Source organism: Pararoseomonas sp. SCSIO 73927, assembly GCF_037040815.1.
GTDB lineage: Bacteria > Pseudomonadota > Alphaproteobacteria > Acetobacterales > Acetobacteraceae > Roseomonas.
The window spans coordinates 1,889,365-1,902,214 of the sequence record NZ_CP146232.1 but is presented as its reverse complement, the minus strand read 5'-3'; the positions used below and the strand labels follow the sequence as shown (position 1 = coordinate 1,902,214).

General features: G+C 74.0%; 13 protein-coding genes and 1 pseudogene. 9 read left to right on the top strand and 5 right to left on the bottom strand.

Annotated features, from left to right (window positions below; translation table 11 throughout):
• Nucleotides 1-5: 5 nt before the first annotated feature.
• A complete protein-coding gene (locus tag VQH23_RS09060; RefSeq protein ID WP_338665307.1) occupies nucleotides 6-755 on the bottom strand; it encodes a glucose 1-dehydrogenase in 750 nt (249 codons plus the stop codon).
• A gap of 309 nt (nucleotides 756-1,064) precedes the next feature.
• Between VQH23_RS09060 and VQH23_RS09055 the strand changes: the two genes are divergently transcribed.
• The 5 genes and pseudogenes from VQH23_RS09055 (at nucleotide 1,065) to VQH23_RS09035 (ending at nucleotide 5,854) form a co-directional block, all read left to right on the top strand.
• Entirely contained in the window at nucleotides 1,065-2,285 is a 1,221-nt protein-coding gene (locus VQH23_RS09055; RefSeq protein WP_338665306.1) for an ABC transporter substrate-binding protein, read from the top strand.
• 112 nt (nucleotides 2,286-2,397) lie between these two features.
• Nucleotides 2,398-3,324 (top strand): branched-chain amino acid ABC transporter permease, encoded by a 927-nt coding sequence (locus VQH23_RS09050; RefSeq protein WP_338665305.1) that lies wholly within the window; start codon nucleotides 2,398-2,400, stop codon nucleotides 3,322-3,324.
• Between the two features lie 5 nt (nucleotides 3,325-3,329).
• A pseudogene (locus VQH23_RS09045) lies at nucleotides 3,330-4,184 on the top strand (branched-chain amino acid ABC transporter permease); the annotation flags it as partial.
• Between the two features lie 18 nt (nucleotides 4,185-4,202).
• Nucleotides 4,203-5,135, top strand: coding sequence for an ABC transporter ATP-binding protein (locus VQH23_RS09040; protein ID WP_338666079.1), 933 nt, complete (start codon nucleotides 4,203-4,205; stop codon nucleotides 5,133-5,135).
• On the top strand, nucleotides 5,132-5,854 hold the full coding sequence (locus VQH23_RS09035; protein ID WP_338665304.1) for an ABC transporter ATP-binding protein: 723 nt from the start codon (nucleotides 5,132-5,134) through the stop codon (nucleotides 5,852-5,854). Before VQH23_RS09040 ends, VQH23_RS09035 begins: the two co-directional genes overlap by 4 nt.
• Here the strand turns inward: VQH23_RS09035 and VQH23_RS09030 are convergent.
• The gene (locus tag VQH23_RS09030; RefSeq protein WP_338665303.1) at nucleotides 5,778-6,650 is read right to left on the bottom strand and encodes an IclR family transcriptional regulator C-terminal domain-containing protein; all 873 of its coding nucleotides are present in this window, start codon (nucleotides 6,648-6,650) and stop codon (nucleotides 5,778-5,780) included. The genes VQH23_RS09035 and VQH23_RS09030 overlap by 77 nt on opposite strands.
• Before the next feature lie 290 nt (nucleotides 6,651-6,940).
• On the opposite strand from VQH23_RS09030, the gene VQH23_RS09025 reads away from it, so the two are divergent.
• Together VQH23_RS09025 and VQH23_RS09020 are read left to right on the top strand one after the other, a co-directional pair.
• The gene (locus tag VQH23_RS09025) at nucleotides 6,941-7,753 is read left to right on the top strand and encodes a hypothetical protein (protein WP_338665302.1); all 813 of its coding nucleotides are present in this window, start codon (nucleotides 6,941-6,943) and stop codon (nucleotides 7,751-7,753) included.
• 75 nt (nucleotides 7,754-7,828) lie between these two features.
• Nucleotides 7,829-8,071, top strand: coding sequence for a hypothetical protein (locus VQH23_RS09020; RefSeq protein WP_338665301.1), 243 nt, complete (start codon nucleotides 7,829-7,831; stop codon nucleotides 8,069-8,071).
• A 141-nt stretch (nucleotides 8,072-8,212) separates the two neighbouring features.
• Here VQH23_RS09020 and VQH23_RS09015 read toward each other — a convergent pair whose 3' ends face one another.
• Genes VQH23_RS09015 through VQH23_RS09005 form a run of 3 tightly spaced genes read right to left on the bottom strand, consistent with a single transcriptional unit; the run spans nucleotide 8,213 to nucleotide 10,489 of the window.
• On the bottom strand, nucleotides 8,213-9,004 hold the full coding sequence (locus VQH23_RS09015; RefSeq protein WP_338665300.1) for a tetratricopeptide repeat protein: 792 nt from the start codon (nucleotides 9,002-9,004) through the stop codon (nucleotides 8,213-8,215).
• Nucleotides 9,005-9,046: 42 nt separating this feature from the next.
• Nucleotides 9,047-9,883: a murein transglycosylase gene (locus tag VQH23_RS09010; RefSeq protein WP_338665299.1), complete on the bottom strand. Its 837-nt coding sequence runs from the start codon at nucleotides 9,881-9,883 to the stop codon at nucleotides 9,047-9,049.
• Nucleotides 9,884-9,913: 30 nt separating this feature from the next.
• Nucleotides 9,914-10,489 carry a hypothetical protein gene (locus tag VQH23_RS09005; protein ID WP_338665298.1) on the bottom strand — a complete coding sequence of 192 codons (576 nt, stop codon included), beginning with the start codon at nucleotides 10,487-10,489 and terminating at the stop codon, nucleotides 9,914-9,916.
• Between the two features lie 255 nt (nucleotides 10,490-10,744).
• On the opposite strand from VQH23_RS09005, the gene VQH23_RS09000 reads away from it, so the two are divergent.
• Both VQH23_RS09000 and VQH23_RS08995 read left to right on the top strand, forming a co-directional pair.
• A complete protein-coding gene (locus VQH23_RS09000) occupies nucleotides 10,745-11,494 on the top strand; it encodes an SDR family oxidoreductase (protein ID WP_338665297.1) in 750 nt (249 codons plus the stop codon).
• Between the two features lie 189 nt (nucleotides 11,495-11,683).
• The gene (locus VQH23_RS08995; protein WP_338665296.1) at nucleotides 11,684-12,730 is read left to right on the top strand and encodes an NAD(P)-dependent oxidoreductase; all 1,047 of its coding nucleotides are present in this window, start codon (nucleotides 11,684-11,686) and stop codon (nucleotides 12,728-12,730) included.
• The last annotated feature ends 120 nt before the right edge of the window (nucleotides 12,731-12,850 follow it).

The following is a 12,850-nucleotide window of genomic DNA, read 5'->3' as shown; positions in this document are numbered from 1 at the left end:
CGCCGCTACGCCGCCAGGTAGCCGCCATCGACCACCAGCGTGCTGCCGGTGACGTAGCTGGACATGTCGGAGGCGAGGAAGACGACGGGCCCGACCAGCTCCTCCGGCTCCCCGTAGCGGCGCATGGGGATGCGGGCGAGGAAGCGGTCGGACCGCTCGGGGTTCAGGCGCGTGGCCTCGGTCATCCGGGTGGCGAAGGTGCCGGGGGCGATGGCGTTCACCCGCACCCCGTCCGGCGCCAGCTCCTGCGCCAGGGCCTGCGTCAGCGCGCGCACGCCGGCCTTGGAGACGGGATAGCTGACGGAGGTGTTGGTGGAGACGAAGGAGGCGATGGAGGCAATGTTGACCACCCGCCCCCGGCTGCGCCGCAGCGCCGGCAGGAAGGCGCGGGTGACGTTCATCGTGCCGCGCAGGTTGATGTCCATCGCCAGGTCCCAGGCGCGGTCCAGCGCGTCGTCGTCCACGGAGTGGCGGGGGCAGACGCCGGCATTGTTCACCAGCACGGAGAGGTCGCCCATCTCCGCCTCCAGCCGTGCGGCCAGCCCGCGGCAGGCCTCGAGGTCCGTGACGTCCAGCCCGTAGGCATTCGCTTGGCCGCCGGCCCCCGCGATACGCGCGGCCGTCTCCTCGGCCAGGGCGGCGTCGATGTCCGTCACCGCCACCCGCGCCCCGTGCCGCGCCAGGCCCAGCGCCATGGCGGCCCCGTTGCCCTGCCCGGCCCCGGTGACGAGCGCGACCTGTCCTGAAAGCAGCATGCCCGTCTCCTCCCGTGCCGCGGCGCGTCCATGGCGCGTCCGCTGGCTGGCCACCCATTGCCGGTGCCGTCCCGCAAGGGACCACTCACCGAATGAGTTCGCAAGAAACAAATTATCCAGGCCGGCGAGTTTTGTTCATTGCAGAACGCTTCGGCGACACTTAGCCTCTCCGACAAGGCCGGGCATCAAGACCCGGCAGCGATCTCGGGAGAGGAACGGGCCGCCGCGGCGCGCCTTCGCGGGCACTCGCCGCCCTCTTCCGCCAGCTTCGCCCCGGGAACGGGGCATTAGGAGGCAGAGGAGGAAACGATGACGCGACACCAACCCACCCGGCGGGATCTCGGGCGCGGCGCGCTCGCGGCGCTGCTGGCGGCGCCCGCACTGACCGGCCGCGCGATGGCGCAGGGCCAGCCGGTGAAGCTGGGCTTCAACGGCGACCTCGCCGCCTCGCCCTCCGCCCAGTCCGGCCGCGCCGCGGTGGTGGGGATCGAGGCCGCGATCGAGGACGTGAACAAGGAGGGCGGCGTGCTCGGCCGCCCGCTCTCCCTCGTGATCCGCGATGACCTCTCCCAGCCGCCCAAGTCGATCCAGAACATGAGCGACCTGATCGACAACGAGCGCGTGGTGGCGGTGCTCGGCCCGACGAATTCCGGCAACGCCTTGGCTTGGCGGCACATCCCCAATCAGAAGCGCATCCCCGTGATGGGCTGCATCGGCTCGGCCACCGACATCACCCGGCCGATGCGGGAAGGCGCGGACAACTACATGTTCCGCGTGGGCAGCGTGGACCGCACCCAGGTTGTGACGATCATGGGATACGCGAAGAAGAGCCCGCGCACGGGGAAGATCGGCTTCCTGACGGAGACCACCGGCTACGGCCAGGGTGGGCTGAAGGACCTGCAGGAGGTGGCGCAGGCCCAGGGCATGACGGCGGTGGCGAACGAGAAGTTCAACGTCAACGACACGGACATGACCTCCCAGCTCGCCAAGCTCCGCGCGGCGGGGGTGGAGACGGCGCTGGTCTGGGCGCAGGGCACGACGATCGGGCAGGTCATGCGGAGCATGGAGAAGATCAACTACTTCCCCGTGGTGCTGACGAGCTGGGCGGCGGACAACCTCAGCTTCATCAACGCCGCCGGCCCGCAGCTGGCGGAGAAGCCGGTCTTCCTCCGCACCGTGTCGGAGGACCGCACGCCGCACCAGCAGGCCTTCTTCGCCCGTATCCGCCCGAGGATCGACGCAGATTCCGCCTTCTCCTTCGCCGTGCACGGCTATGACGGCACGATGCTGCTCGCCCGCGCCATCGCGCAGGCCGGGCGCACGGACGGCCCGGCGGTGAAGGACGCGCTGGAGGACCTGCGCGGCACGCTCCAGGGCTACGCCAAGACCTACGACAAGCCCTTCAGCAGAACGGAGCACGAGGCGCTCGGCGCCGCCGACCAGCGCTGGACCTGCTGGCGGGACGGCAAGCTGGCCGCCTACTCCGACGACGTCGTGCGCGGCCTGCGCCCCGAGGACTTCAAGGGCTGACCGGCCAGCCGGCCCCGCGCGCCGCGGGGCCGGACCACCTTTCCAGGGATCCGATCCACCGCTCCGGCCAGCTGCCCGCGCGGATCGGACCCACCCGCCAGGAGGACCGCCCGTGCTGGCAACCGTGCTGCAGGCCCTGGTGAGCGGGCTGGCGATCGGCGGCGTCTACGCCCTGATCGCGCTCAGCTTCAGCATCACCTTCACTACCACCCGCACGCTGAACTTCGCCCAGGGCGAGTTCATCGGCGTGGGCGCCTTCCTCGGCGTCACCGTGCTCTACGCCCTCTCCTCGGGCGAGGGCGGCAGCTTCGCCGCGCTGGCGCCGGCCGCCTCCGCCGGCCTCCGCTATCCCGTGGCGGCGGTGGCCGTGGGCGCCGCCCTCGGCGCGCTGGGCCTCCTGCTGTTCCTGGCGGCGGTCCGGCCCTTCGCGGGGAAGCCCGGCATGTCCTGGGTGATGAGCACGATCGGCTTCGGCATCATCTTGCAGTCCCTCGGCCTCGCCGTCTGGGGGCCGGCGCCGGTGAACATGCCTTCCCCCTTCGGCGACGACGTGATCCGCCTGGGCGGCGCCGGTGTGCGGCCGCAGGAGCTTGCGGTGCTGACGGTGGCCGTGCTGCTGATGCTCGGCTTCGACCTCGTCATGCGCCGCACGCGGCTGGGCAAGGCGATGCGGGCCGTGGCGCACGACCCCAACGTGGCGGCGCTGATGGGCATCAACGTCACGGCGGTCATGCTCGGCGCCTTCGCTCTCTCCTCCGCGCTCGCCGGCATCGGCGGGGTGCTGGTGGCGCCGATCGCCTCCGCCTCCCTCTTCATGGGCGTCGGCATCGCGCTCAAGGCCTTTTCCGGCGCCATCCTCGGGGGGCTGGACAACCCGCGCGGCTGCATCTTCGGCGGCTTCGCCCTCGGCCTGATGGAATCCGGCGTGGCGCTCTGGCAGGCCCAGTGGCGCGAGATCGCGGTCTTCCTCCTCATCATCCTCGTCCTGGCCATCCGCCCCAACGGGCTGTTCGGCCGGCGCGCGCTGGACAAGGTGTGACGCCCATGCGCCATGCTCTCATCGCCGCTCTCGTCGCGGGCGCGGCGGCCGTCCTGGCCGGGGTCGTCACCAACGACTTCTACCTTCGCATCCTCTTCAACATCGGCATCTTCTTCCTCTGCGCCTCCGGCATGAACGTGCTGCTGGGCTATGCCGGGCAGAAGTCGCTCGGGCAGGCCGGCCTTTTCGCGGCCGGCGCCTATGGCGCGGCGCTGCTCACCACCTCCGCCTGGGACCTCGGCCCCTGGACGGCGCTGGTCCTCTCCACCGCCATCGCCGCGCTCTGCGGCGTGCTGATCGCCGCGCCCTCCCTCCGGGTGCGCGGCCCCAGCCTGGCCATGGTGACGCTGGCCTTCGGCATCGTGGTGGAGAAGCTGGTGACGGAGGCCGACATCTTCGGCGGCGCCATGGGCATCTACGCCATCAAGCCCCTCACCTTCGGCGGCGACCCGCTGGACATGAGGGGGTGGGTCTGGCTGGTGATCGCGCTCGGCCTCGTGCTGCACCTGCTGCTGCGGAACCTGCTCACCGGCCGCTAAGGCCGCGCCTTTCTCTCCCTCCAGGCGGACGAGGTCGCGGCGGGGGCCGTGGGCGTGGCGGTGCACCGCACCAAGGTGCTCGCCTTCGTCATCGCCGCGGCCAGCTGCGGGCTGGCGGGGGCGCTGGTCGCGCAGCAGAACCAGTACATCAACTCCGACTTCATCACCTTCAACCTCTCCATCAACATCCTGCTGCTCGTCCTCTTCGGCGGCGCCGGCTCGCTGGCCGGGCCGATCCTCGGCGCGGTGACGCTGACGGTGATCGGCGCCATGGTCGCCCGCTGGGCCTGGATCGAGCACTTCGTCCAGGGCGCCCTGCTCCTCTTCGCCCTCTACGTCATGCCAAAGGGGCTGGCCGGCGTGCTGGACGGCCTGTTCCGCCGCCGGCGCGGCGCCGCCGCCCGCCGCGCGGAGGCGCCCGCCCCGGATGCGCGCCTGCCGCTGCGCGAACGGCCCGCGACAGCGGGCCCGCTGCTCTCGGCGGAGGGCCTGAACAAGGCCTATGGCGGCGTCCGCCCGGCGCGCGACGTCTCCGCCCGCCTCACCCCCGGCCACATCCACGCGCTGATCGGCCCGAACGGGGCGGGGAAGAGCACGCTCATCAACATGCTTTCCGGCGTCGTGCGGCCGGATTCCGGGCGCACCCTCTTCCAGGGTGAACCCCTGGGGCGGGCATCCTCGCACGTCGTGTGCCGGCGCGGCATCGCCCGCACCTTCCAGAACCTGCGCCTGTTCCGCGACCTCTCCGTGCGCGACAACGTGCTGCTGGGCCAGCACACGCGGATGCGGAACGGCTTCCTCTCCTCCTCTCTCGGCCTGCCGCTCGCCTGGCGGGAGGAGCGGGCGGCGGAGGCGCGGGTGGCGGAGATCCTGCGCTTCCTCGGCCTCTCCGGCCTCGCGGACCAGCCCGCGGGCGCCCTGCCCTACGGCCTGCAGCGCCGGGTGGAGCTCGCCCGCGCCCTGGCGACGGAGCCGTACCTGCTGCTGCTGGACGAGCCGGCGGCCGGGCTGAACCCGCAGGAGACGGCGGAGCTCGGGAGGATCCTCCTCCGCATCCGCGACCAGGGCATCACCATGCTGCTGGTGGAGCATCACATGGACCTCGTCATGGCGATCTCCGACCACGTGATCGTGCTGGACTACGGCGCCGTCATCGCGGAGGGCGCGCCGGCCGCCGTGCAGGCCGATCCGCGCGTGATGGCCGCCTATCTCGGCACCGACGAGGCCGAGCCCGAGCCGCAGGCGGAGAGCCGGCTGGCGGTGGGGGCGTGAGCACGATGCTGGAGGTCCAGGGCGCCTGCATCGGCTACGGGCCGATCCAGGCCGTCAGCGACGTCTCGATCCGCGTGGATCAGGGGCAGGTCGTCGCCATCGTCGGCGCCAACGGCGCGGGCAAGACGACGCTGATGAAGGCGGTCGCGGGGCTACTGCCCCTCTCCGCCGGCCGCGTCCTCTTCGAGGGGCGGGAGATCACGGCGATGCCGCCGCACCGCCGCGTGCGCGCGGGCATCGCCCTCTCCCCCGAAGGGCGGCAGGTCTTCCCGGACCAGAGCGTGCGCGACAACCTGGAGCTGGGCGGGTGGTCGCGCGACCTCTCCCCCGCCGCGATGGAGGCGGCGATCGAGGCGCAGTACGCCCTGTTCCCTCGCCTTCGCGAGCGGCAGGACCAAATGGCCGTCACCCTCTCGGGCGGCGAGCAGCAGATGCTCGCCATCGCCCGCGCCTTGATGGGCGAGCCGCGCCTGCTGCTGCTGGACGAGCCCTCCCTCGGCCTGGCACCGCTGGTGATCCGGGAGATCTTCGGCATCATCCGCGACCTGCGGGCCCGCGGCATCACCGTGCTGCTGGTGGAGCAGATGGCGAACCTGGCGCTGGGCGTCGCCGACCAGGCCTATGTGCTGGAAACCGGCCGCGTCACGCTGTCCGGGACCGGCGCGGCGCTTCTGCAGCATCCGCAGGTGCGCGCGGCCTACCTCGGCGCGGGGCACTGACCGGGGCGGCGCGCTCCGGGTTCTGGTGGCCCAGCTCCGAGGAGAGGCGGCGGGAAAGGGCGAGCACGGCGGCGGCCTGCGCGCTCTCCGGCCCGCAATCCAGCGTGCCCTCGTTGCCGATCGCGGTGATGGCCAGCTGCATCTGCCCGGTATGGTCGAAGACCGGCGCGCTGATGGCGTTGATGCCCGGGACCGGCACGCCCTCCGTCGTCGAGTAGCCCAGGGTGCGAATGGCGGCGATGTCGCGCTCCAGCCGCCCTTCGGAGGTCGCGCGCCCGACCTTGCGCTCCGTGCCGCCGGTGCCGCGCAGTTCCTCCTCCAGCAGCGGCCGGATCTGGGCGGCGGGCATGAAGGCGGCGAAGAGCTGTCCGGTGGCCGTGCCCGTGATGGTGTAGACGGAACCGGCCCGCAGGTTCACGTGGATGGCGCGGGTGGATTCCTGCACCTGGATGATCGTCGGGCCGTGCGTGCCCCAAACGGCGATGGTGACCATCAGCCCCATGTCAGCCGCGAACTCGGCGGCGGCCTTGCTGGCCATGCGCAGGGGATCGGCGCCGCGCATGCGCACCAGCCCGATCTCCAGCGCGAAGGGGCCCAGGGCGTAGCGCCCGCTCACCTCGTCCTGCTCCACGAGGCCGATCTTGCGGTAGCTGAGGAGGTAGGCGTGCGCCTGGGCCGGGGTCAGCCCCGCCGCTCCGGCCAGGTCGCGCAGCATGGCGGGCTGGCCGACATCCACCAGCGCCCGCAGCAGCCGGCCGCCGACCTCGATGGACTGTACGCCCCGGCCTTCCACCATCGCCCGACCTCCGGATGTGCAGAGAAGTGAGTGCCCGCCACGATACCACATCGCCCCGCCTGTCCCGAACGGGGCCGGAGCTGGCTCCCCGTCCGACCAGGTCCTCGCCCATCATCGCGAGGGCAACCGGCCGGGAGACGCACTGCACTTCAGCCCTCCGCTCTGCCGCTACCCGGCGCGCTGCGGCCTTGCTTCCGGGAGCGGAGCGGAGCCAAATCGGCGGAACGACGCCGTGCGCGTGGCCCCTGTGCCGGCGCCGAGGGCAGAACCGAAGAAGGGAGGATGCGACGATGAGGATCAACCGGATCGGCCGCGCGCTGCTCGTTTCCGCGATGCTGGCCGGGGGTGGGGCGCCGCTCTCCGCGCAGCCGGTCGCCAGCGTGACCGGGACCGGCATCGCCTCGCCCGCCTCGCTCGTCTTCATCGGCAACAGCTTCTTTTACTACAACAACGGGATCACCAACCACGTCTCCGAGTTCCTGCGCGCCGCCGCCCCCGCGCAGCGCCTGCGCTCCACCCTCATCGGCATCGGTGGTTCCGGCTTCGACTGGCACGACGTGGATTCATATTTCCGCCCGAACGCGGTGGCGCGCTACACCATCGACCGGAACAACGTCCTCACGCCCAACAGGGACGCGCGGCTGTTCGATGTCGCCGTCATGATGGATTGCAGCCAGTGCCCGGTGCACCCGGACATGAAGGACGTTTTCACCGACTACGCCCGGCGCCATGCCGGGACGGTGCGCCGCCACGGCGCGCAGCCCGTGTTCTTCATGTCCTGGGCCTATCTCGACAAGCCGGAGATGACCGCCGGGCTCGCCGAGGCCTATACCCGCGCCGGCAACGAGAACGACGCGCTGGTGATCCCGGCCGGCCTCGCCTTCGCGCGCGTGGTCACGGAGCGGCCGGAGATCAGCCTCTACGTCGCGGACAAGCGGCACCCGAGCCTGGCCGGAACCTATCTCGCCGCGGCCGTCACCTACGCCGCGCTGTTCAACAGGTCTCCTGTCGGCTCGAGCTACACTGCGGGGCTGGATCCCGCCGTCGCGCGCACCCTGCAGGACGCCGCCTGGGCCACGGTGCGCGAGTACCTGCGCCGCTGACAGGCGTGCCGCGGGGCCGGTGACCGGGAGTCCTGGCCGGGCCGCTGCTGAACGCCCTGGTGCAGCACGACCCTGGTGTTCCCGAGCCATCGGCCCATCGCCGTCACCGAGGGCATGCGGACCCGGGATCCCGGAGCGATCCGCCTGGCAACCGCCGTCGACATCGCGCGCGATGTCGCACCGGCCGGCGCGGGGCGGGACGTCCTGCGCGCCGGGACGGCGAGCACCGGCAAGGCGGCAAAGGCCGCGGCGTCGATGGCGCGCGCTCAGCGGTGGGTTGCCGTCGGCCTCGTGGCGGAAGCGACACGGCGATGCTGAGCACGCCGGTCGGCCCCCACTGCATCGGCGGGAACCGGACAGCCCGGCAGTTCAGCCCTGCGCCCCTTCCGTCGAAAAACCCCGGCCGCTGATCGGGCGGAGTTCGGCTACGCCGCCCTTGGCGGGCGCCGGACGGCCCTTCTACCCGCGCGAGATCCCGAGGGCCGCCGCCCGCCCCGCGGGGTCGGTCTGCCGCGCCGCGCTGCGCCCCTTCGCGAGGACGGCGTCGGCCTCCCCGGGCGGCAGCAGCGCGGCCTCGCGCTGGGCGTCCGCGTCGCGCCCGGCGATGGCGAGGACGAGCACGAGGGTGCCGCGCTGGGCGGGGCCGCTGCCGGGGGCGGCCATGGCGCGGCCCGCCTCCTCCATCGCCGCGTCGGCCTGCCCCGCCACCGCTAGGGAGAGGGCGAGGTTGGCGCGGAGGGCGGGGTCGTTCGGGTTCACGGCGAGGCCGCGGCGATAGGCCTCCGCGGCCTCCGCCTGCCGGCCCAGGAGGTCGAGGGCGACGCCCTGGAGGCGAGGGGTCCGGGCGTCGCGGCCGCTGGACCCGGCGATGGGGGCGAGGAGGTCCAGCGCCACCCCGGCGGAGGCGCGGTCGCCGCGCCGCAGCAGCAGGCCGGCGGCGGCCTTCCGGGCCTCGGCATTGCCGGGATCGGCCGCCACGGCCTCCATGTAGGCGCGCATGGCCGCGTCGGGGTCGCCCTGGCGGGCGCGGAGGTTGGCGAGGCGGAGGCGCGGCTCCGGGTCGGTCGGGTCGCGCTCCGCGGCGCCGCGGTAGAAGGTCTCGGCGGTGGAGAGCTCGCCGCTGTCCAGCATGTGGTCGCCGACGCGCAGCATGGAGCGGGAGGTGCTGCGGTCCGAGGTCGGCGCGTCCCCGGCGCAGGCCGAGAGCGCGAGGAGGGTGGCGGCCAGGAGGGGGACTCGCGGCATGGTCATTCCGTATCGGCTCCTGGCAGGGCGGCCGGACCTGCCGCGCGGCTAGCGGGCGGCAACGCGCAGGCGCGGCGGCGCACGGTAGGCCGCGGCCACGGGCGTTGCCAGGGGGGCTGCCATGGGGGTTGCCAGGGGGGTTGCCAGGGGTGCAGCCGGTCCGGGACCCGGCGCGCGCCGGGTGGAGGCGCGGCCGGTGCAGGCCAGGCCGGCGGAGACGGCGCCCCCGGCCGCGTCGCCGCCCGCGCGCACCACGACCACGGCGGCACCGCGCCGCGTGCAGGCGGCCGGGCGCGGCCGGGGGGCCGGAGCGGACGCAGGGGCGGCGCCGTCCCAGGGGCGGCCGAGCTGCGCCAGGGCCACGCGCTGGCCGTAGGCCGCCCCACGCTCCGGGTCGCCGGAGTGGTAGCGCGCCACGGCGGCCTCCCAGCCCCCGGTCTCCGCGCGCAGGCGCAGCAGGAAGGCGGCGGCGTAGCGCACGTTCGTCAGCGGGTCGAAGGCGTCGGCGAGGCTCGCGAAGGCGGCGGGGTGGTGGAGAAGGTTCACCTGCATGCAGCCCACATCCACGGACTGCACGCCCCGCGCCCGCAGCGCCGCCACCTCGGCGATCGCGGCGGCGCGGCTCTCGGCGAAGCGGCCCTCGCCGGCGGCGTTATAGGCCCAGGGCCATGGCCAGAGCGGGGGGCCGCCCGGGCCGGAGGGATCGGCGCGCCCGCTCTCCACCCGCGCGATGGCGGCCAGCAGGCCCGGCGTGATGCCGGAACCCGGCTCCACCCGCGCGATCGCGGCCATGCAGGCGGCGCGGTCGTCCACCTCCTGCGCGCGGGCGGGGCCGTGCGCCACGAGAAAGGCCGCGAGCGCGACGAGGCGAAGGGCGCGGCTCACGGACAGCTCACAGGCAATTCACGGAACAGTTCACGGGCGGGTCAGGGTCGTCGCCACCGCCTCGATCCGGCGCCCGTTCGGGCCCTCCTCCAGCTCCATCCGGACGAGCACGCCCGTGGCGCGGTCGATCCAGGCCCGCATCGTCTGCACCCGGTCGGCCGAGCGCTGGTAGCGGAAGTCGATCCGCGCGGCCTCGAAGCGCCCCGCCGGAACCTCCAGCGCCTCGTAGCCGGCGAAGGTCAGCTCCGTCGCGCCGGCATTGCCGGTCCCGCCGGGACGGGGCGGGCGCCGGGCGACGGCGCCGGGCCGGGCGGGAAAGAAGCCGCGCTCCAGCGTCTCGAGGAGAGCGCGCCCGGAGGGATCCTCGTCCCCCGCGAGGCCGAGCACCCAGGGGGTCCGCTGGCCGGCAACGCGGCAGAGCAGCGGGCCGCCGGCCGTGCCCTCGTGGCGCATCGTGACCGGCGGGGCGTAGGTGGCCGCCGTGCCGGGCGCGGGGCAGGCGAAGCTCCACGCCGCTTCCGCCTCAGCAGCGGGCGCCGTGGCGGGCACCGCAGCGGTCGGGGCGAGCGCGAGGAGCGCGGCGGCGAGAGAGGTGCGGAGCGGCATGGGGCGGAACCTGCCCGGCGGCGCCGCGCGGCGCAGCCCCGAAAAGCCGGGCCTCGCGGCATCGTGCGCCGCCTCACGGCCCGCCCGGCGGAAGCTCCTGAGGCGCCCTCCGCGGCGGAGCCCGGGCCAGGCGGGGTTGCGCGGCCCCGTCGCCGAGCCCTCCTTCACGAGCCGCGCAGCAAGGTCCGGCTTACCGGACGGCCCGCCCCGGTGCAGAAGACGATCCGTCCCGCAGCGACCGAATCGGAGCCCCCCATGGACATCACCGGCAACACCATCCTTGTCACGGGCGGCGGCACCGGCATCGGCCGCGGCCTCGCCGAGGCGCTGCACGCGGCGGGCAACGCCGTCATCATCGCCGGGCGCCGCCGCGCGCCGCTGGAGGAGGTGGCGGCGGGCCGTCCCGGTCTGCACGTCGCCACCCTCGACATCGACGACGCCGCCGCGATCCGCGACTTCGCCGCGCGGATGGCCGCGGAGCACCCCGGGCTGAACGTCCTTGTCAACAACGCCGGCATCATGCGCGTGGAGAACGTGCTCGCCGACCCCGAAGCCCTGTCCATCGCCGAGGCCACGATCACCACCAATCTGCTGGGCCCGATCCGCCTGACCGCGGCCCTGCTGCCGCAGCTGCTGGCGCGGCCGAAGGCGGCGGTGGTGAACGTCTCCTCCGGCCTCGCCTTCGTGCCGCGCGCGGACACGCCCACCTACTCGGCGACGAAGGCCGCGATCCACTCCTACAGCGTCTCGCTCCGCCACCAGCTGCGGGACACCCCCGTGAGGGTAATCGAGCTGGCGCCGCCGCTGGTGGCGACCGACCTGACGCCGGGCCAGCGCGAGAACCCGCGCGCGCTGCCGCTGGAGAGCTTCATCCGCGAGAGCATGGCCCTGCTCTCGGCCGAGCCGGACGCCGACGAGATCCTGGTGGAGCGGGTGAAGGCGCAGCGGACCGCCGAGGCCACCGGCCGCTTCGCGGCGGTGTTCGACCTGATCAACCCGCGTTGAGGGGGACGCCCAAGGAGACGCTCCGGCGCCGCGCCCCCTCCTGTTGACCCGGCGGCGCTTCCGCCGCTTGCTGGGGGCCTGGACGGCCGGTTACGCCCGGCACCGGCCGGCCCTCGCACCGCCCGGGCCGGCCACCGTAGGGGCCGGGCCCGAAGACATCGGGCACGAGGAAGGGATGAACTCCGGGAGATGAGCTTGAACCTGTCGCGCTTCCGCGTCGGCTACCTCGAGAGGCCGATGAACGAATCCTTCCTGACCACGGCGGCAGGGTTCCCGGATCTGGAGGTCCGCCGGATCGCGCTCGACCAGCCGGAAGCGGCGGTCGCCGCCGCGCTGGCGGAGTGCCACGGCTACTACGCCTGGGCGGCGCGGCACGAGCTGCCGCTGCCCTGGCACGTGACCCCGGCGCTGCTGGCGCGGCTCCCGGACCTGCTCGTGGTCGCCAGCTACGGCGCGGGCTACGACACGATCGACGTCGAGGCCTGCACCGCCGCGGGGGTCGCCGTGGTGAACCAGGCCGGCGGCAATGCGGAGGGCGTGGCCGAGCACGCGCTGGGCATGATCCTCCTCCTCCTCAAGCGCGTGCCGGAGGCGCAGGCGGCGATGCGGGCCGGCACGGTGAGCGACCGGAACGCGCTGATCGGCCGGGAGCTGGCCGGCCGCACGGTCGGGCTTGTCGGGCTCGGCCATGTCGGCGCGCGCATGGCGCAGCTGCTGGCCGTGTTCGGCTGCCGGGTCCTGGCCGCCGATCCCGCGCTGGACGCTGCCACGATCGCCGGGCGGGGCGCGACGAAGGTGGAGCTGCCGGAGCTGCTCGGCGCGGCGGACATCGTCTCGCTCCACTGCCCGCTGACGGCCGAGACGCGCGGGATGATCGACGCGGCGGCGATCGGGCGGATGCGGCCCGGCGCCATCCTCGTCACCACCGCGCGCGGGTTCATCCTGGACGAGGCGGCCCTCCTCTCCGCCCTGCAGGAGGGGCGGCTGGGCGGCGCGGGGCTGGACGTGTGGGAGGAGGAGCCTCCCCCCGCCTCCCACCCGCTGCTGGCGCACCCGGCCGTGCTCGCCTCGCCCCATACCGCCGGGGTGACGGCCGAGAGCCGCGCGCGGGTGGCGAGCATGGCGGCCGAGGCCTTCGGGGCCGCCGTCCACGGCCTTCCCCCGAGGCTGGTGAACCCCGAGGTCGCGGACCGCTTCCTGGCCCGCCGCGACGCGCTGCTCAGGGCCGCGGCCTGAGCCCGGCGCCGCGCCGGGCCTCGTGATGGAGGAGGACCTCGCGGCCGGCCCAGGTGCTGCATGACCGGCGCCGGCGCTCCGCCGGCCGCCACCTCCATCGGCAGGTCCCCCCGCGCTCCG

Coding starts and splice junctions, on each gene's coding strand:
- VQH23_RS08995 (WP_338665296.1), top strand. CDS start 11,684: ATGAGCTTGAACCTGTCGCGCTTCCGCGTCGGCTACCTCGAGAGGCCG.
- VQH23_RS09000 (WP_338665297.1), top strand. CDS start 10,745: ATGGACATCACCGGCAACACCATCCTTGTCACGGGCGGCGGCACCGGC.
- VQH23_RS09055 (WP_338665306.1), top strand. CDS start 1,065: ATGACGCGACACCAACCCACCCGGCGGGATCTCGGGCGCGGCGCGCTC.
- VQH23_RS09025 (WP_338665302.1), top strand. CDS start 6,941: ATGAGGATCAACCGGATCGGCCGCGCGCTGCTCGTTTCCGCGATGCTG.
- VQH23_RS09030 (WP_338665303.1), bottom strand. CDS start 6,650: ATGGTGGAAGGCCGGGGCGTACAGTCCATCGAGGTCGGCGGCCGGCTG.
- VQH23_RS09040 (WP_338666079.1), top strand. CDS start 4,203: ATGCCAAAGGGGCTGGCCGGCGTGCTGGACGGCCTGTTCCGCCGCCGG.
- VQH23_RS09015 (WP_338665300.1), bottom strand. CDS start 9,004: ATGACCATGCCGCGAGTCCCCCTCCTGGCCGCCACCCTCCTCGCGCTC.
- VQH23_RS09060 (WP_338665307.1), bottom strand. CDS start 755: ATGCTGCTTTCAGGACAGGTCGCGCTCGTCACCGGGGCCGGGCAGGGC.
- VQH23_RS09005 (WP_338665298.1), bottom strand. CDS start 10,489: ATGCCGCTCCGCACCTCTCTCGCCGCCGCGCTCCTCGCGCTCGCCCCG.